This window comes from Nocardia mexicana NBRC 108244 (genome assembly GCF_001613165.1).
In the GTDB taxonomy this organism is placed as follows: domain Bacteria; phylum Actinomycetota; class Actinomycetes; order Mycobacteriales; family Mycobacteriaceae; genus Nocardia; species Nocardia mexicana.
The window spans coordinates 1-15,910 of record NZ_BDBV01000067.1 but is presented as its reverse complement, the minus strand read 5'-3'; the positions used below and the strand labels follow the sequence as shown (position 1 = coordinate 15,910).

18 protein-coding genes are annotated in these 15,910 nt (G+C 70.0%); 8 read left to right on the top strand and 10 right to left on the bottom strand.

The window, feature by feature from the left end:
* Window positions 1-153: 153 nt before the first annotated feature.
* The gene (locus tag NM1_RS25925) at window positions 154-1,212 is read right to left on the bottom strand and encodes an alpha/beta hydrolase (RefSeq protein ID WP_084520035.1); all 1,059 of its coding nucleotides are present in this window, start codon (window positions 1,210-1,212) and stop codon (window positions 154-156) included.
* A 181-nt stretch (window positions 1,213-1,393) separates the two neighbouring features.
* On the opposite strand from NM1_RS25925, the gene NM1_RS25920 reads away from it, so the two are divergent.
* Complete coding sequence (locus tag NM1_RS25920; RefSeq protein ID WP_068025030.1) at window positions 1,394-1,873, top strand: RrF2 family transcriptional regulator; 480 nt, start codon at window positions 1,394-1,396, stop codon at window positions 1,871-1,873.
* Window positions 1,874-2,059: 186 nt separating this feature from the next.
* Entirely contained in the window at window positions 2,060-3,283 is a 1,224-nt protein-coding gene (locus NM1_RS25915) for an NAD(P)/FAD-dependent oxidoreductase (RefSeq protein ID WP_084520034.1), read from the top strand.
* A gap of 17 nt (window positions 3,284-3,300) precedes the next feature.
* Here NM1_RS25915 and NM1_RS25910 read toward each other — a convergent pair whose 3' ends face one another.
* Window positions 3,301-4,539, bottom strand: coding sequence for a serine hydrolase domain-containing protein (locus NM1_RS25910; protein WP_068025027.1), 1,239 nt, complete (start codon window positions 4,537-4,539; stop codon window positions 3,301-3,303).
* Window positions 4,540-4,899: 360 nt separating this feature from the next.
* Between NM1_RS25910 and NM1_RS25905 the strand changes: the two genes are divergently transcribed.
* A complete protein-coding gene (locus NM1_RS25905) occupies window positions 4,900-6,198 on the top strand; it encodes an NtaA/DmoA family FMN-dependent monooxygenase (protein WP_068025024.1) in 1,299 nt (432 codons plus the stop codon).
* Between the two features lie 24 nt (window positions 6,199-6,222).
* On the opposite strand, the gene NM1_RS25900 is transcribed toward NM1_RS25905, so the two are convergent.
* The gene (locus NM1_RS25900) at window positions 6,223-6,531 is read right to left on the bottom strand and encodes a DUF1330 domain-containing protein (protein WP_068025021.1); all 309 of its coding nucleotides are present in this window, start codon (window positions 6,529-6,531) and stop codon (window positions 6,223-6,225) included.
* Between the two features lie 42 nt (window positions 6,532-6,573).
* Window positions 6,574-6,981, bottom strand: coding sequence for a Dabb family protein (locus NM1_RS25895; protein WP_068025018.1), 408 nt, complete (start codon window positions 6,979-6,981; stop codon window positions 6,574-6,576).
* A 122-nt stretch (window positions 6,982-7,103) separates the two neighbouring features.
* Here NM1_RS25895 and NM1_RS25890 point away from each other — a divergent pair, with 122 nt between their 5' ends.
* Both NM1_RS25890 and NM1_RS25885 read left to right on the top strand, forming a co-directional pair.
* A complete protein-coding gene (locus NM1_RS25890; RefSeq protein ID WP_068025016.1) occupies window positions 7,104-7,736 on the top strand; it encodes a TetR/AcrR family transcriptional regulator in 633 nt (210 codons plus the stop codon).
* A gap of 270 nt (window positions 7,737-8,006) precedes the next feature.
* Entirely contained in the window at window positions 8,007-8,498 is a 492-nt protein-coding gene (locus NM1_RS25885; RefSeq protein ID WP_147289119.1) for a hypothetical protein, read from the top strand.
* Between the two features lie 356 nt (window positions 8,499-8,854).
* Here the strand turns inward: NM1_RS25885 and NM1_RS25880 are convergent, their stop codons facing one another.
* The 4 genes from NM1_RS25880 to NM1_RS25865 form a co-directional block, all read right to left on the bottom strand.
* A complete protein-coding gene (locus NM1_RS25880) occupies window positions 8,855-9,676 on the bottom strand; it encodes an acyl-CoA thioesterase (RefSeq protein ID WP_068025011.1) in 822 nt (273 codons plus the stop codon).
* A gap of 95 nt (window positions 9,677-9,771) precedes the next feature.
* Complete coding sequence (locus NM1_RS25875) at window positions 9,772-10,464, bottom strand: YqeB family protein (RefSeq protein WP_084520033.1); 693 nt, start codon at window positions 10,462-10,464, stop codon at window positions 9,772-9,774.
* The gene (locus tag NM1_RS25870) at window positions 10,461-11,066 is read right to left on the bottom strand and encodes a TetR/AcrR family transcriptional regulator (RefSeq protein ID WP_068025008.1); all 606 of its coding nucleotides are present in this window, start codon (window positions 11,064-11,066) and stop codon (window positions 10,461-10,463) included. Before NM1_RS25870 ends, NM1_RS25875 begins: the two co-directional genes overlap by 4 nt.
* Window positions 11,067-11,177: 111 nt before the next feature.
* Window positions 11,178-11,540, bottom strand: coding sequence for a MerR family transcriptional regulator (locus NM1_RS25865; RefSeq protein ID WP_068025283.1), 363 nt, complete (start codon window positions 11,538-11,540; stop codon window positions 11,178-11,180).
* A gap of 211 nt (window positions 11,541-11,751) precedes the next feature.
* On the opposite strand from NM1_RS25865, the gene NM1_RS25860 reads away from it, so the two are divergent.
* The gene (locus NM1_RS25860) at window positions 11,752-12,657 is read left to right on the top strand and encodes an NmrA/HSCARG family protein (protein ID WP_068025281.1); all 906 of its coding nucleotides are present in this window, start codon (window positions 11,752-11,754) and stop codon (window positions 12,655-12,657) included.
* A gap of 92 nt (window positions 12,658-12,749) precedes the next feature.
* Here NM1_RS25860 and NM1_RS25855 read toward each other — a convergent pair whose 3' ends face one another.
* Together NM1_RS25855 and NM1_RS25850 are read right to left on the bottom strand one after the other, a co-directional pair.
* Window positions 12,750-13,568, bottom strand: a complete 819-nt coding sequence (locus NM1_RS25855; RefSeq protein WP_068025005.1) for a maleylpyruvate isomerase family mycothiol-dependent enzyme — start codon at window positions 13,566-13,568, stop codon at window positions 12,750-12,752.
* A gap of 53 nt (window positions 13,569-13,621) precedes the next feature.
* Window positions 13,622-13,855 (bottom strand): hypothetical protein, encoded by a 234-nt coding sequence (locus NM1_RS25850; protein ID WP_068025001.1) that lies wholly within the window; start codon window positions 13,853-13,855, stop codon window positions 13,622-13,624.
* Between the two features lie 265 nt (window positions 13,856-14,120).
* On the opposite strand from NM1_RS25850, the gene NM1_RS25845 reads away from it, so the two are divergent.
* Window positions 14,121-15,380, top strand: a complete 1,260-nt coding sequence (locus NM1_RS25845) for a PucR family transcriptional regulator (protein ID WP_084520032.1) — start codon at window positions 14,121-14,123, stop codon at window positions 15,378-15,380.
* A 322-nt stretch (window positions 15,381-15,702) separates the two neighbouring features.
* On the top strand, window positions 15,703-15,910 hold a 208-nt coding region (locus tag NM1_RS25840), incomplete at its 3' end, for a hypothetical protein (RefSeq protein WP_157124011.1).

The following is a 15,910-nucleotide window of genomic DNA, read 5'->3' as shown; positions in this document are numbered from 1 at the left end:
CGGAATGACACAGAAGTCGCGTGGAGCCGTTGTGAGTCAGCCCAACGCCTTGTGATGCAGTCGTTTTCCGGCGTTGTGGCACGACGAAGCAACGGGCGGCGGGCGCCTGTCAGGCATGTCGCACGCGGCGATGACCGGGCAACGTGCCGGGGCTCAGCGGCCTGTGGGCTCGCTCGCGTCCGGCCGCGTGAGTGCCGCCTCGAACATCGGCCAGGACTTGTGCAGGTCCTCTTCCCAGTAACCCCAGGAGTGGGTCCCGGCGGGACGGAAGTCGAAGGTGGCGGGAACGTTCAACTGCCGCAGGCGTTCCTGCAGCTGACGGGTGCACACATTGGTGACCACCTCCAGCGGCGCGCCGAAGAACAACTGATACATCAGCTGCACGACGTCGCCGCGGGCGCCGTCGAGATTGTCGTACGGCCCGGGCAGGCCGTTGCCGGTGGAGACGTAGACGGCGGTGCCGCGCAGCCGCTCGGCGTGCAGGTAGGGATCGTTGGCGGCCCAGGCCGGATCGCCGGGCGGGCCCCACATATTGAGTGCGTTGCCGCGCTGCCCGGTGACGACCGCCTGCACCATGGCCTGCCCCTGCGGGTCGCTGGTGCGCACGCAGCCGCTGTACGAGCCGATGGCCCGGTACATCTCGGGTGCGCCGATGGCCAACTGGAATACCGAGGTGCCGGCCATGGAGAGCCCCGCGATGGCGTTGGCGCCGCTGCCGCGGAAGGCGGCGTCGATGATCGGCGGCAGCTCGTAGGTGAGGAAGGTGGCCCACCGCTGGCGGCCCAGGACCGGGTCGTCGGCGCGCCAGTCGGTGAAGTAGCTGCCCGCACCGCCGAACGGGATCACGACGTTGACCTGCTTGTCACGGAAGAACTCCACGAGATCGGTGGTCTCGAGCCAGTTTCCGTCGGATCCGCCGTTGGCGCCGTTGAGCAGGTAGAAGGTCGGGGCGGGCCGGTCCGGGTCGGCGGCACGCAGCACCGTGGTCCGGGTGACGGTGTTCATCGCCGCGGAATACACGCCGACATCGAACATTCGGTCGGAGATGGCGCGAATGTCGTCGATGCGCGCGCCGTTCGGCGCGGTGAGCGGTTCGCCCGCGACGGGTTCGGCCCCCGCGAATCCGGTGGCGCCCACGCTGGTGACGAGCATGGCGCTGACGAGCACCGTGGCCGCGGTGAGCAGGCCCCGCGACACGCGCTCCGACTTCATCGCACCCCGCTCTCGACACCGTAAACCGCTTTCGAGTCAACAACATCACAGCGGGGTAACGCCAGTGTCGGGAGAAATGTTGTGGCCGTTCCCAGGTCGTTCGCGGGGCAAGTTACCTCCGGTCCCAAAGTTTCGGCGGGCGGGCTTGCGGGATGGAACAGGGATAACTAATATCCCCATTATGAAAATGGGTGAGGGAGTCGAGTGGAGCCTGCACTGCTGTGTGACGCTGGCCTGGCTCGACGGTGAGCCCCCGGTGTCGATCGCGCGGCTCGCGGGGTGGTTCGACCTGCCGGTCGAATACCTCAAGAAGCGCCTGCAGGCCCTGGTGCGTGCCGGGATCCTGGCCTCGACTCCCGGCGTGCGGGGTGGATTCACCCTGGCCCGCCCACCCGAGCGGATCACGCTGCTCGATGTGGTCACGGCGGTGGAGGGAGGTGTGGATCCGTTTCGCTGCACCGAGATTCGGCAGCGCGGCGGCAGCGGGCGCTCGGCGGGCAGCGAGTTCACCAAGCCGTGCGGAATCGCGACGGCCATGCGCCGCGCGGAGCTGGCCTGGCGCCGCGAACTGGCCGCGCAGACCGTCGCGGATCTGGTAGCGGATGCGCCCGCGAGTTCGGCGGCGCGGACGCGGCGGGGGTTTGCTGTAGCGGAGGGCTGAACCGGGATCCTTACTGGCCCAGGTGGATTCCGGCGAAGAGCGGGTCGGAATTATGGGTGGGCAGGTTCGGTGTGCGGGAATGGCCGGGCGCGTCGTCACGCGTCGTCACGCGTCGCCCGGCGGCGACTGCCGCGGGTTGTAAATGGGGACATTCAGTATCTCGAATTAATACCGAAGGAGGAGATCATGGCCGGAATAGTGGTGGTGGGCGGGGGTTTCGCCGGGGTGTGGAGCGCCGCGAGCGCGGTTCGGCTGGCTCGGTCGCACGGCGTGGATGTCCCGGTGACCCTGGTGTCGGCCGGGGACGATCTGGTGATCCGGCCGCGCCTGTATCAGGCCGAGCCGGACCGCATGCGGGTGGCGCTGGACCGAATCCTGGGGCCGATCGGGGTGCGCCGGGTGGCGGCGACCGCGACGGGGATCGATACCGCCCGCCGCACGGTCGCCACCGTCGGCCGTGACGGCACCGCCGGTGAAATCGGCTGGGACCGACTGGTTCTCGCCACCGGAAGCCGGCTGATCAGGCCGACCCTGCCCGGCGCGGAACTCCTGCACGATGTCGACACGCTGCCCGCGGCCGCCGCACTCGACGCACATTTGCATCGACTGCCGGAAACGCCGCCTCGCGACGGCCGGTTCACCGCCGTCGTCGTCGGCGCCGGTTTCACGGGGCTCGAGATCGCGACCGAGCTGGTGGATCGGCTCCGGGCGATCGCCGCGAAACGGGCTGCGGGCGAACGGGTCCGGGTCGTGCTGGTGGAGCGGGCCGACGTGATCGGGCCGGAGCTGGGTGCGGGTCCGCGCCCGCAGATCCTCGGCGTGCTGTCGAGCCTCGGGGTGGAGCAGTGGGTCGGGGCGAGCCTGGCCGCGGCGGATGCGGACGGTGTGGAGCTGTCGGACGGCACGCGCATCCCGGCGGCCACCGTGGTCTGGACGGCAGGAATGCAGGCCAGCCCGCTCACCGCCGCCATCCCCGGCGAGCGAGATCGGCTGGGGCGCTTGGAAGTCGGCGACGAGCTGCAGGTCTCCGGCGTGCCGGGCGTCTACGCCGCGGGCGACACCGCCGCCGCGGCCGCCGAACCGGGGCACCGGGTGATGCAGAGCTGCCAGCATGCCCTGCAGCTCGGCAAGTTCGCCGGGCACAATGCGGCCGCCGACCTGCTCGGGCTGGCTCCCGCGCCGTTCGCGGCCACCCCGTACGTCACGTGCCTCGACCTCGGCTCCACGGAGGCCGTGTTCACCAACGGCTGGGACCGCACGGTGGTGTCGACCGGCGAGACGGCCAAGGCGCGCAAGCGCAAGGTGAACGAGCTGTGGATCTATCCGCCCGTCGACGACGCCGACGAACTGCTGCGCCAGGCAGACTATCGGTTCTCGCACCGGCAGATCGGCGAACCGCAGGTGGCGTGAGCTACGGGTGAGAGCCGTCAGAATATGCGGTCGGCCGGTGCCAGCCGGTCGGCCGCGGCGGAGATCCGCGCGACCAGCTGCCACGGCCGGTTGGCATCGGTCGACGCCTTGCCGCTGGTCAGGATCGCTCCGGACAGCCCGCGCTCGGGATCGGCCCAGCCGTACTGGGTGGTCAAACCGCTTCGGCCGAAATGGTTTCCGGTGTGGGCGCCGAACTTCGACCGGCGTCCGCCCAGTTCGAAGCCCGCCCGGCTGACCCGCCCCGCCGCACCCGGCAGCCATTTCGCCGGGCGCACCGCCTCGCGCAAGGTGTCGGGCCGGATGATCCGCACGCCGTCGAGTTCGCCACCGCGGGCGAGGATTTCATAGAACCGCGACAGCTCGGAGGCGGTGGTGACGAGGTTGCCCGAGGGGAGCTCCGCGGTGAGGAACGCCCGGTTGTCCGCCTCGGACACCGGGCCGCTCAGTCCGCCGCCGAGTGCCTTGTGCGCCAGGAACTTCCACACCCGCCCGGGTGGCGGGCCGGTCCGCACGCTGGGCACGATCAGGTCGACGTCCTCGGGTCGCACGCCGAAGGTGGTCCACCGGAAGCCCAGCGGATCCAGGACCCGGTCGGTCAGGTGCTCGCGCATCCGCTTGCCCGTGGCCCGCTGCACCAGCAGCCGCTGGATGAGACCGCTGGTCATCGCGTGATAGACGCGGAACCGGCCCGGCCGCCAGCTGGGGGTGAGGTCGGCCAGCGCCCGGACCGCCAGCTCCTCGTCGAGCACCAGCTCGGCGCCTTTGTAGGGCGGGGTGATGAAGGGGATTCCGGCCGAATGCGACAGCACGTCCCCGATCGTGATCGCCTGCTTGCCGTTCGCCGCGAACTCCGGAATGTACTGGCACACAGGGTCGTTCAGCGCGAACGCACCCTGCTCCAGGAGCATGAACATCACCGTGGCCGAGACGCCCTTGGCGGTGGAGAAACCGCAGAACGGCATGTCCGGCGTCACGAGGACCTTCTCGGTGTCGGCGCCGTCGCCGGGTGCGTTGCCGCGAGAGTGCCCGATCGCCCGATTCAGCACGATCTTCCCCTGGCGCCGCAGGCACACCTGGATGGCGGGCGTCGTCCCCAGCCGGTACCAGTCGAGCACCGCCGCCCAGACGTCCTCGACCGCACCGCGCGTCATCCCGGCGTCGGCCGGATCGTCCTCGTGCCCCGCCGTCGTCACCGAGTCGACGTCGCGGGGGACGGTCACCATCGGGTTGGTCATTTCAGCCAGCATAGTTACGCTGCGCGGGCGTGATCGGCGCGGCGGGTCTGCGGTGATCCGCAGCCGGTCGGGAGCCCGGTTCGAAGCCGGAAGGTTGGGATGCCGGTGAGCAGTCCGCCGCGATCCGCACGTCTACACGGCGGGCGCGGCGGCGCCCTCAACGACAGCAGGCCCTGTGCGGTGATCCGGCGGTGCAGCCTCGCGGTCGATGCCGTGGGCGACCGGTGCGGATCCATCGAGGCGGGCCGGGACGTAGGGCACCTGGACCGGCATGTACGCGCCCTAATCCGTTGGCGGACAATAGGATCTCGCTGAGTGCAACTCGTGGGGTGGCGGGTAGGGCACCGTTACCGTCGGGGCATGAGCACCTCCGGGCGGCGACCCTTGAAGACCACGACGGGTATCACCGGATCGCCGGAGGTGTACGCGGCGGCGATCGATTCCGGCAGGTCCACGCTGGCGGCGGCGGTGGAGGTGGCGAAGATCGCCGAGGCCAACAGGATCGACGCGCTGTTCGCCGCGGACCTGCTCAGCTTCGGCGCGCAGGGCGCGATCGGCGCGCAGGAGCCGCTGGTCCTGGTCTCGGCGCTGAGCGCGGTCACCTCGCACGTCGGGCTCATCGCGACGGTGACCACGACCTTCCACCATCCGTACAACCTGGCGCGGCTGTTCGGCACCCTCGACCACGTCAGCAACGGGCGGGCGGCCTGGAATGCGGTGACGTCGTCGGTGGGCGAGGAGAACTACGGGGACGGCGAGCTGCCCGGGCCCGACGAGCGGTACGTCCGGGCGGCGGAGTCGCTCGAGGTCGTCAACGCGCTGTTCGACAGCTGGGGTCCCGGCGCGCTGACCCCGGACGGCGCGGGCGGTGCGGTCCTGGATGCGGGCCGCGTGCGGCCGATCGACCACGTCGGGCGCTACTTCACCGTCCGCGGCCCGCTGAATATTCCGCCGCTGCCGCAGCGGCGGCCGGTCCAGTTCCAGGCCGGTCAGTCCGAGGGCGGCATCGAACTCGGCGCCCGATTCGCCGAGGTGGTGTTCACCTCGCTGCCGACCCTGGAGGACGCGGCGACCTACGCCAAGCGGATCCGGGCGCGGGCCGCCGAACTGGGCCGGGCCGATGGGCTGCCGCTGATCATGAGTTCGCTGCACGCGACGTACGGGGCGACGGAGGCCGAGGCGCGGCGCGCGGTACGCGAGCGGGACGAGGCGACCGATTTCGAGGCGGGGCGGCTGCGGCTGGCCGATATGCTCGGCGGTGATATCGATCTGTCGGAGCTGCCGCTGGATCGGCCGATTCCGGACCACCTGCTGCCCGACGTCCGTGCGGTCCGTCGGCGGCGCGGACGGGTGGAGATCTTCAGCCGCTTCGCCCGTCAGGGAAAGACGTTGCGGGAGTTGATCATCGCCTCGAAGGACACCGGGCACTGGGCGGTGGCGGGGACGCCGGAGCAGATCGCGGACGCGGTGCAGGAGCGCTACGACGCCGGTGTCCTGGACGTGCTCGGTCTGGGCGGGCTCGACGACACGCGCTCCCGCGACTTCGTTCTCAATGGACTTCTGCCCGAACTGCGTCGGCGGGGTATCGCCGGGACCGATTACGCCGGGGCCACCTTCCGCGACAATCTGGAACTGCCGCCGCTGCCCGCCGCCCGGTAACGATCGCCCGGGCGGCGACTTCGGCTACGCGGCAGGCGCGGCGCCGCCCTCGACGAACAGCAGGCGCAGGTCGATCGCTCCCTCGCGCACGGACTTGGCGTGCTGGTATTCGGGGGAGTGGTACCACTCGCGGACGCGGTCCATATCGGTGAATTCGAGGGTGGTCACCACCCGGCCGGTGGGCCACCGGTCACCCTCGACCACCTCCGGGGTGGCTCCCTGGGTCAGATAGCGGCCGCCGTAGGCGGCGATCGACGCTATCGCCAGGGGAAGGTACTCGGTGGCGCGGGCGGCGTCGAGGTTGGTGGCCTCGACGAAGACGTAGGCGGGCAACGGGATCTCCTTGTGTTGGTGGGGGATTCAGCAGGCAGGTGGTCAGGAGCGGGTGGGGATCGGAGTGTCGGGGATGGCGGCGAGCATCCGGCCCCACTCCGGATAGGTCTGTACCTTCTTCAGGTGCATGCGCGTGATCGCCTGTCGCAGACCGGGATCGGGGTCGTCGGACAGGCGTACCGGTGACAACCGCTCGAGGTGGGGGAGGATCTCGGTATCGGCGGCGAGGTGCACGGGGTCGTACAGGTACCGTTCCAGCGCCTCGAGATCCGCGACGGCCGCCAGGTAGGTGTGGGTGAATCCCTCGGCCGGATCGCCGAGATCCTGCCCCACGGTGGCGAACGACACCGACTCCATGCTCGCGGCCCGGCGCATCGCGGCCAGTACCGCGGCGCGCGTTTCGGCGTCGGCGGAGTCCTTGAATCGGAATCGTAAGACGTTGACTATCAAGGTGAAACCTCCTCGAATTGAACCAGTGGGTTCAGATTAGTGGTGTCGCTGGTTTTGTCAACAGATGCAACAGAGTGAACCGATGGGTTCAGAATGCGCCGGTCGGCGGGTAGGCTGCCGGGGTGGCAGCAGGGCAGACGGTGCGGGGCCGCATCGACAAGCGGCAGGCGATTCTCGACGCGGCGTTCGCCGTGTTCGCGCGGCAGGGGTTCGAGCAGGCGTGCGTGGCCGATATCGCCGCGGAGGCGGGCGTCGCCAAACCGACCGTCTACAACCACCTCAGCGATAAGCACAGCCTGCTGCGGGAATCACTCGTCGTGGTCGCCGATGCCGTCGGCGCCGACTGCGTCGCCGTGCTCGACCGTCTGCGGGAGCCCGGTGCCGACCTGCGGGCGACGCTCGAGGACGTCGCCTACCGGCTGCTGCGCATCTGCAACGACGAGCGCTCGCGCGCCCTGCGCCGGCTCGGCTACGGCCAGGCCGCCACGCAGCCGGAGCTGATCGAACTCGCCCGCGAGCGCACCGGCGTCCGCACCCTCGAGGCCCTCGCCGACCGCCTGGCCCGGCTCGCGCTGTCGGGTCGGCTGCATACCGGCGACCCCGCCGTCGCGGCCGAACAGTTCCTCGCCCTCCTGACCGCCCCCTTGGAGAACCGCTCACGCATGGGCACCCGCCCCGTACGCCCGGCCGAACTGCGCACCATCGCCACCGCCGCCGTCGCGACCTTCACCGCCGCATACCAGCCCGCCGTGTAGGCCGGGCTGCTTCCGGGAGGACGGCGCGCCTACCGGTCGGCAGAGCATCAATTCCCGCACTCCATATTGATTCCCGCACCCTTTACAAAGGGTTGCAGGGGGTGCGAGAACACGCCGGGGGTGCGGGAATTGGAGCTCTGCCGACCGGTAGGTGGTGTCGGCGGGTCGTACTGTGTTCGCGTAGCGGTCGGTGGTGGGCCGGGCCGAAACTGTTGCCGGGCAATAGGATCTCCATGCGCACTGTCCGGCGGGTGGGCGCTGGGGAAGACGATGAGTGTTGATGGAGGGCCGATGGCGTGGTTCGAGCGGTGGCGGCGGTCCGTCACCTTCTGGCGGGTGTCGGCCCTGGTCATGGTGGGGCTCGCGCAGGTGCTCAACACTCGGTACCCGTCGGTTCCCGACGTCGAAGCGTGGGCGGGCGACGCGACGTCCCATTTCGTGTCCGTTGCCGTCGGCCTCGAGGCGCCGCCGCTGCTCGACCAGTGGCTCGAGTACGCCACGGAGTCCGGCCTGGCGCTGCTGCTGCCCGCCGTCGCCTTCCTGCTGCCGCGCCGATACGCGCGCCGCGGAGTGCTCTGGTCGGCCGCGCTGCTGGCCGTGCTCGGCGTGGTCGACGGCTACATCGGGAAGGCGGCGATCGAGGCCAGCGAGGCCACGGGGTCCGAGTCCCTGTTCTTCCTGTCGCCGTTCTACCTGCTGGCGGCGGGCGCGCTCGTCATGAGCGAACGGCACACCCGGAACGCGTCGAGCGAGTCCGACTGAACGGCTGCCGCAGTACGGTCCGAACGCCCTGCACCGCAACGGAACTCGACCGGCCGAGCCGCTGCCGCAGCGCGGTCCGAACGCTCTGCACCGCAAGGGAACCCGACCGGCTGAGCTGGCTGCCGCAGTACGGTCCGAACGCTCTGCACCGCAAGGGAACTCAACCGGCTGAGCTGGCTGCCGCAGTACGGTCCGAACGCTCTGCACCGCAACGGAACTCGACCGGCCGAGCGTCTGCCGCAGTACGGTCCGAACGCCCTGTACCCCAACGGAACTCGACCGGCCGAGCCGCTGCCGCAGCATGGCCCGAATACCTTGCGCCGCGCCGGAACTCGACCGGGCTCCAGACGCGCCTGCTAGGCGGGTGTGTCCTTGTAGTAGACGATCTGGTGGCTGGTGACCAGGAGGTCGCGGTCGTGGTTCCACAGTTCGGCGGTCTGGTCGAAGAAGCCGGTGCCGAAGTGCTGGGCGCGGGCCGTGGCCAGGATGTACCGGTCGGCCTGGGCCGCGAGTTGGTCGGGGGTGGCGTGGAAGTACACGGTCATCGAGACTGTCCCGGCCGGGATCACCCGGCTCAGCCGGTGCATGACGCGCGGGAAGAACACGTCGCTGAGCGCGGTGAGCGCGGGATAGTCCAGCGGGCGCGCGGGCTCGTCGCGCACCCAGAGCGTGCTGGTCGAGGTCCCGCGGCCCTGGCCGATCTCGGCGATGCCGCCCTCGACGAAGCGCATCTCGTAGTTGTCCACCCACGCGATGAAATCCGGGACCGGCGACGGTTCGACCGCCGCCACGGGCGGCGCCGGCGGCGGCACGGCCTCGGTGAGCGACCAGGTCGGCCGGCGGTTGGCGAAGATGGCCGTCGCCGTGGTGGTGACCTCGTCGTCCTGGGTCATCGTGAGCGACCAGTGCTGGGTGTTGCGGTTGGTGCGCATCGGCCGCGCCTCGATCTCGAACGGGCCGTCGGAGATCGGGCCCGCGAAATTGACCGTGAGGGTGACCGGCTGGGCGAGATGCCGTGGATCCTCCATGATCGCGCGCAGCATGGTCGCGGCGGTGATCCCGCCGAACGGGCCGACCATATTCGCGTAGGGCGCGGTGGTCCGGCCGGTGAACCGCCCGTCGCCCAGGGCGGTCAGGCCGGTGGCGAGGTCGAACGGATGGGTTCGGGTCGACGTCACTGCGACGCTCCTACTCTGCCGATTCACGGCCGGATCGTGCGATACGACCGGGCCTGGTGGCTGCAGAATAGCTGCCGTCGGGCGGGTGTTCGCGATCAGGACACCGTGGTCAGCCGAATCTCCTGCCGGCCCTTGCGGTCTCGGACATCGACGCCGAGCGCGGTCAGTTGTTCCTCGACCTCCTCGACGGTACCCGGCTTGTCGTCGTCCAGGGCCCGGCGGCGGCTGCGCAGCAGCGCATCGACCTTCGCGCCGGTCTCCGGTCTGCCGTCGACCCAGGTGACGTAGTGCTCGGCGAGGGGATCGTCGCGGTCCCGCCAGGGGTAGCCGCGCTCGCGGAACGCGCGGGCGATCTCGTCGGCGCGCAGGTCGCTCGCCTTGCAGCGGGCCAGCCGCAGGTCGCGGTGATCGGTGAGGACCAGGTCGGGGCCCTCGCGGAAGACGGCGCCGATCGTGCCGCGCTCGATGTACCGGGCCCGGTCGTTGCGGGACAGCTCGATATGGTCGTCGGCGACGGACAGGGTGGGGCTTTCCTTGCGTGCCACCTCGAAAAGCAGTGCGCCGCCGACTGTTCCGAGCACCGCCGCGATCGGTACCAGCAGTGCGGGCGGCAGCTTCATCGCCACCCGGACGGGGCCGGGCGCCGACTCCACGGTGTCGAGCAGCCACTGACCCACGGCGGGCAGCGCGAATCCGACGCCGCAGCCCAGGGCCAGGCCGCCGATCGTGAACACCCAGAGCCAGAAGGTGGGAAATTTCAGAACCGTCGCCGGGGATGTGTCGGTCACGGTGCCTCCTCGACAGGGGGACGGAGCAGGCGCGACACCGTGGTGTGCACGAGGTCGCGCGGATCGTGCGGGTCGGCGGGGTCGATGTTCAGGAATGCGGCGTCGACGATCGACAGGATCCAGCGGGCCGTATCCTTCGGCGCCAGCCCGGAATCGATCTGCCCCGCCGCGATTCCGCGCTCCAGCAGGCTCGCCAGTGCCTGCGCGCTGAGGGTCGCGTCGGTGCCGACCACCGTCGCCAGCTCCTCGTCGTGATCGAGGCGGCGCAGCAGTTCGACCAGCAACCCCGGCGCGGCGGGATCGGTTGCCTCCGAGGCGAGTCCGTCGACGATGTCCAGGATCGCCGCCGGGCAGTCGCTGCGCTCGATATGCCTGCCGATCAGCTCGGCGTGCTCGGGAATCGACTCCTCGAAGATCGACCGGAACACGGCGGCCTTGTCCGGGAAGTAGTAGAAGACGCTGCCCGGACTCAGCCCGGCGGCCTTGGCGATCTGTGCCGCGGTGGTCCGCTCGTACCCGTGCTCGGCGAACAGCCCGGTGGCCGCACGGGTGATCGTGCGGCGGCGTTCGCTGACCCGCTCGGGGTCTCGGGTTCGGGCCATGCCTGCACGATATCAATTAACTGAACGATCAGTCAAAGAATACTAGCCTCGGACGCGCCCTCGTCGTAGTCGGCGGATGGCGCCGGGATGACGTATCGACTGCCCCCTGCTTCAGGATGGACTTCCTGTTCCGTCGTGATTGCGCGCCTCGGTGATGCAGTCGTGCAGCCGCTTGCGCACGCCTTGCAGGTCCGTCATCTGCCGGTCGAGGCGGTCGAGTTCGGCCGCGAGCAGCTCCAGCAGTTCCGGTGACGCGCCACCGGAGTCAGCGAACGGCAGCACCTCGCGAATGGTTCTGCTGGTCAAACCCGCGGAGTAGAGCTGTTGGATAAGCCTGACTCGTTCGACGGCACCGTCGCGATACCGGCGCTGGCCACCCGGATTCCGGGAGGAGTGGAGCAAGCCTTGCTGCTCGTAGTAGCGCAGCGCCCTGACGCTGACGCCCGCCTTCGCGGCGACCTCTCCGATCCGCATCCCGATCTCCTGACTCGACTCCACGTCTTGCTTGCACCTGACGTCGGCGTCAGGTTCTAGCGTAGTGAACAGCGGTGGGAGCCATCCCGTCCGAATCCTGGAGCACGCCTATGACCAGCGCGTCTCCAACTCACTTCTCGAGGTCTCAGGAAGAATCAGCAATGTTCATCAGGAACACGGTCGTGATCGCCGAGAGCGCAGCGTGGTCGGCATGACCAACATCAACAAAACCGTCGTCGTCCTGGGCGCCACGGGGCAGCAGGGAGGATCGGTCGCCGCGGCGCTGCGGGCCGATGGCTGGGGGGTGCGCGCGGTCGTGAGGGACCCGTTCGGCCACCGGGCCCGGTCCCTCTCCGCCGTCGGCGTCGAAACCGTCCGCGGTGACCTCGGCGATCCGGAGTCGCTCCGCGCCGCCTTCTCCGGCGCCCACGGCGTCTTCAGCGTCCAGCCGAACTCCGGCCAGGCCGGTGCCGGCGTGACCGACGAGGACGAGGTCCGCTTCGGCGCGGCGGTGGCCGAGATCGCCGAGCGCTGCGGCGTCGCCCACCTCGTCTACAGTTCGGCGGTCACCGCGGGTTCGACAACGGGCGTGGACCATCTCGACACCAAGAGCCGTATCGAGGCCCATGTCCGGAATCTGGACATCGCCGGCACCATCATCCGGCCGGCCACGTTCATGGAGCTCCTGGTGACCCCCGAAATGGGCCTCGACCGGGGACACCTGTCCTTCCTGATGCGCCCGGACCAGGCCATGCAGTTCATCGCAGTACGCGACATCGGCCGCATCGTCGCCGTGGTCTTCGGCTCACCCGATCGCTACGCCGGTCGCACCATGGCGATCGCCGGTGACGCTCTCACCGGCAACGCTCTGGCCGAGAACTTGACCCGGGCCGTCGGCCGGACGATCAGCTACAGTCGCCTGCCGGCGCAGAACGAGGTCCTCGGCAAGTTGGAAGCACTTGTGGACGACGGCAGGCTGGCGGGGAAAGCGAACCTCGACGCGTTGCGCGCGGAGTTTCCCTTCCTGCTGCGCTTCGACCGCTGGCTGGCAGGCCCTGGTGCGGGCCTCCTCGATGAGGCGCTCCGTTCCTTGGACACGGGCATCGCCCCGCGCTGACGAGGACCTTCCGGGTGAGCCCGGCCGTGGTGGCCGGACGGGTCCGTCCGCCCCCTCACCCGCCTCAGCCGACGGATCTCTGGCGCGGGACACTAGGCGACCACTGCGAGCAGAGTTGTTGCGGCAGTGGTCAGTTCGTGGTCGCCCTGCAAGGCGGCACGCCCTCGGGCCTCGTCGACGCTGATACCCCGGCTGGCCAGTCGCCAGGCCGTGTCGGGATCCATGCGCACGGAGGCGTCGGGGTCGGAGGTGGGCGCGGCAGTCAGTTCCCAGGAGTCGCCGTTGCTCACCGCCGCCCAGCGGCCACCCGCCGGGCCGGTGATCTCGAACAGCACCGACGTGCTCGCCGGGCGGACCCGGTCGCGGAGCGCGACGGGCAGGGCGTGCAGGAAGGTCGCGAGCACCGGGTGCAGCAGCGACACCTCGTCGGCGCCGGGGCGGGACACCGCGTCGCGGATCTGCTGCTGGTGCACCCAGTACTCGGTGTAGTCGCGGGCGATATCGAGCCACGCCGGGCTGGGGCCGGGGCCCGCCCACGAGACGTTCAAGGGAGCGGGCGACGCGAGATCCGTTGCGGCCCAGACCGCGTCGAGCTGCGGGCCGAGGTGGTGCAGCAGGTCGATCATGGTGCGCGGGCTGCACTGCCGCATCGCCCGGACGAACTCGTCGTTGGTCCGGGCGAGGTAGGCGGGCAGCGTCTCGTCGTCGGCGAAGACGGCGCCGCCGTGGCCGTCGCGGCTGCCGGAGATGCGGCGCAGATAGTCGTTGAGGATGTGCGCGGTCACGTCCCGCACGGCCCAGCCGGGGCATACCGTCGGCTTCGTCCAATCGGCGGGGCCGAGCGATCCGAGCAGGTCGACCAGCTCCTGCCGTTCCCGCGGAAACAGCGGCCGGGTGTCGAGTGGGATCATGTCCCCAGTGAACCGGGGCCGCCGGCGCCCACGCGAATGGTTTTCCCGTCGCGTCACTCGTCGTGCTGTTTGACCTTGTCGTTGGCCCAGCCCGCCAGCAGGACGCCGACCGCGGTCACCAGCAGCAGTGCGACGAACCGCACCGACCAGCCGCCCGGGATCCAGTCGAATACGCCCCACAGCTGGGACTTCTCGTGGTCGAACAGCTGGCGGAGCGCGGCCTGGGCGAAGACGACCGTGACGACCATGCCGGCGACCTGGAGGCCGACGTAGCTTCCCTTGTTCATGCTCCTGATCTTCGTCGCGCGACGTGCGCGCCCGCATCGCCCGGCGGTCGGCGTCGGGGTCATCCTCCGGTCGCACGGTGATCGGCCGCAGGTCGCACCGGCCGTCCGCACCGCGTCGCCGGCGGGCCGCGCACCCCGTTCCGAGAGGTCACCGCCCGCCGCGCAATCCCGTTGTGCAGGTTCACCGCCGACGCCGCAGCGCGTATCCGGCACCGCGGATGTGTCGTAGCCTGGCCGACCGACGGCAGCTATCGGTAGGAGCAGGATGGGCGGCGATTCCTTCGGTCTCAGCTCGCGGTATTGGGAACCGCCGTCGGAGCGGGTCGCGGAGTTGCTCCGATCCGGTGTGGAGATGGTGCTCGACCACCCGGAGCTGATGTACGAGGCGATGGACGATGCGTCGCTGGCCGCCGCCAGCCCGGCCATCGCCGCCGAACCGGGACTGGCCGAGGCCGTGCGCGCCTGCGTGCGGGCGAACCTCACGCACTGGTGCGTGGCGAACCTCGGCGCCCCTGGAATGCCTGTGGCGCCGAATCTTTCGGCGGAGAACGTGAACATCGCCCGCGACGTGGTGCGGCACGGGTTCGACGAGATGCTGGTCACCAATTTCCACGCCGGGCAGAACGCCGCGATCCGGAAGTGGGCGCAGCTGGCGTTCTTCCTGAGCCCGGACCCGTACGAGGTGCGCGAACTGCTCGATGTCGTCATGGGTTCGGTGTTCGCGTTCATCGATGACACGCTGGCCGGTGTCTTCGAGCTGATCCAGCGCGAGCGCCGGAACCTGGCCGACGTCGACCACACCGAGCGGATGGAGACGCTCAATCTGCTGCTCGGCGGCGCGCCGATCAGCGCGGGACGGGCGGGCGAGCGGCTGCGCTACGAGCTCGACCGCCACCATCTCGCGGCCGTGGTCTGGAACGATTCCTACCCCACCGATCCGGAGCCGCTGGAGCTCGCGGTCAATGCGCTGGTGCAGGCGGCGGGCTCGACGCCGCCGCTGACCATCGTGCCGAGCCCGTCGACGCTGTGGGTGTGGCTGCCGGTCGACCAGCTACCGCCGCTGGCCGAGGTGCGGCGGTCGCTGGCCGGGACGGCGGGGGTGCGGATGGCGATCGGGTCGGTGGGCGCCGGGATGTCCGGGTTCCGGCGGGCCCACCTGGATGCCGTTGCGGCACAACGGCTGATGCGGCGATTACCGTCGGGGGAGCGCCTGGCCACCTACGACGAGGTGGAGGTCGTCGCGCTGGCCACCGGTGGCGACGAGGAGCGGGCGCGCGAGTTCGTCACCCGCACCCTGGGCAATCTGATGTCCGCGGACGCGGACCTGCGCGAGACGCTGCGGGTCTATCTGCACGAGGGATCCAACACCGCGCAGACCGCGCGCTCGCTGTTCACCCATCGCAATACGATCGTGCACCGGCTCGACCGGGCTCGCGGCCTGCTGCCGCGCCCGCTGGAACAGCGCCCGCTGCAGGTGGCGCTGGCATTGGAGATCATTCGCGTCGTCGGCGTGGCGGGCGGCTGAGTCTTTCGCCCCCCCGGGGGGCGGGATGCCCGGTGTCGCGGGGCGATACTGCACAACGGCAATCCGCAGCGTTGTGCACTTCGGCCCATCCCCGGTGTGGAACTTCGGGATAGAGTGTCGCATCGGTGAAACTTCGCCGCGCAATATTGTGCCCTCGCATCGTCGAACGGGGAATTGTCATGGACGCCCACCCGGCCAGGGAAGTGTCACAAAAGAACTCGACCGCATTCGGTGAACGTTCCCAATCGAGGGCCGAGGCGTGACGATCACGGACGGTATTGCGAACCGCAGAATTTCCCCGATCGATATCCCCCCGGCCCCCGTGAATTATCAAGCGCTGTCCCGGAAAATCGTCGACGGCCTGGACCTCGCCGCGCTCGCCGACCGTTCGGATCCGGCCGTGCGCAGCGATCTGCTCGCGGTCGTCTCCTGCTGCATGGAGACCGTGGTGGCGGCGGCCCGGACGGGCACGCCGGTCCCGGAGCGCGCGGCGGCCCGGCTGGCGGGTATCGCGGCGCGCTGGGCGGACC

Bases quoted from the DNA above. Each gene is read 5' to 3' on its own strand.
- NM1_RS25855 (WP_068025005.1), bottom strand. From the start codon at position 13,568: ATGATCCCACTCGACACCCGGCCGCTGTTTCCGCGGGAACGGCAGGAG.
- NM1_RS25925 (WP_084520035.1), bottom strand. From the start codon at position 1,212: ATGAAGTCGGAGCGCGTGTCGCGGGGCCTGCTCACCGCGGCCACGGTG.
- NM1_RS25885 (WP_147289119.1), top strand. From the start codon at position 8,007: ATGAGTGTTGATGGAGGGCCGATGGCGTGGTTCGAGCGGTGGCGGCGG.
- NM1_RS25860 (WP_068025281.1), top strand. From the start codon at position 11,752: ATGACCAACATCAACAAAACCGTCGTCGTCCTGGGCGCCACGGGGCAG.
- NM1_RS25865 (WP_068025283.1), bottom strand. From the start codon at position 11,540: ATGCGGATCGGAGAGGTCGCCGCGAAGGCGGGCGTCAGCGTCAGGGCG.
- NM1_RS25870 (WP_068025008.1), bottom strand. From the start codon at position 11,066: ATGGCCCGAACCCGAGACCCCGAGCGGGTCAGCGAACGCCGCCGCACG.
- NM1_RS25845 (WP_084520032.1), top strand. From the start codon at position 14,121: ATGGGCGGCGATTCCTTCGGTCTCAGCTCGCGGTATTGGGAACCGCCG.
- NM1_RS25915 (WP_084520034.1), top strand. From the start codon at position 2,060: ATGGCCGGAATAGTGGTGGTGGGCGGGGGTTTCGCCGGGGTGTGGAGC.
- NM1_RS25850 (WP_068025001.1), bottom strand. From the start codon at position 13,855: ATGAACAAGGGAAGCTACGTCGGCCTCCAGGTCGCCGGCATGGTCGTC.
- NM1_RS25910 (WP_068025027.1), bottom strand. From the start codon at position 4,539: ATGACCAACCCGATGGTGACCGTCCCCCGCGACGTCGACTCGGTGACG.
- NM1_RS25920 (WP_068025030.1), top strand. From the start codon at position 1,394: ATGAAAATGGGTGAGGGAGTCGAGTGGAGCCTGCACTGCTGTGTGACG.
- NM1_RS25905 (WP_068025024.1), top strand. From the start codon at position 4,900: ATGAGCACCTCCGGGCGGCGACCCTTGAAGACCACGACGGGTATCACC.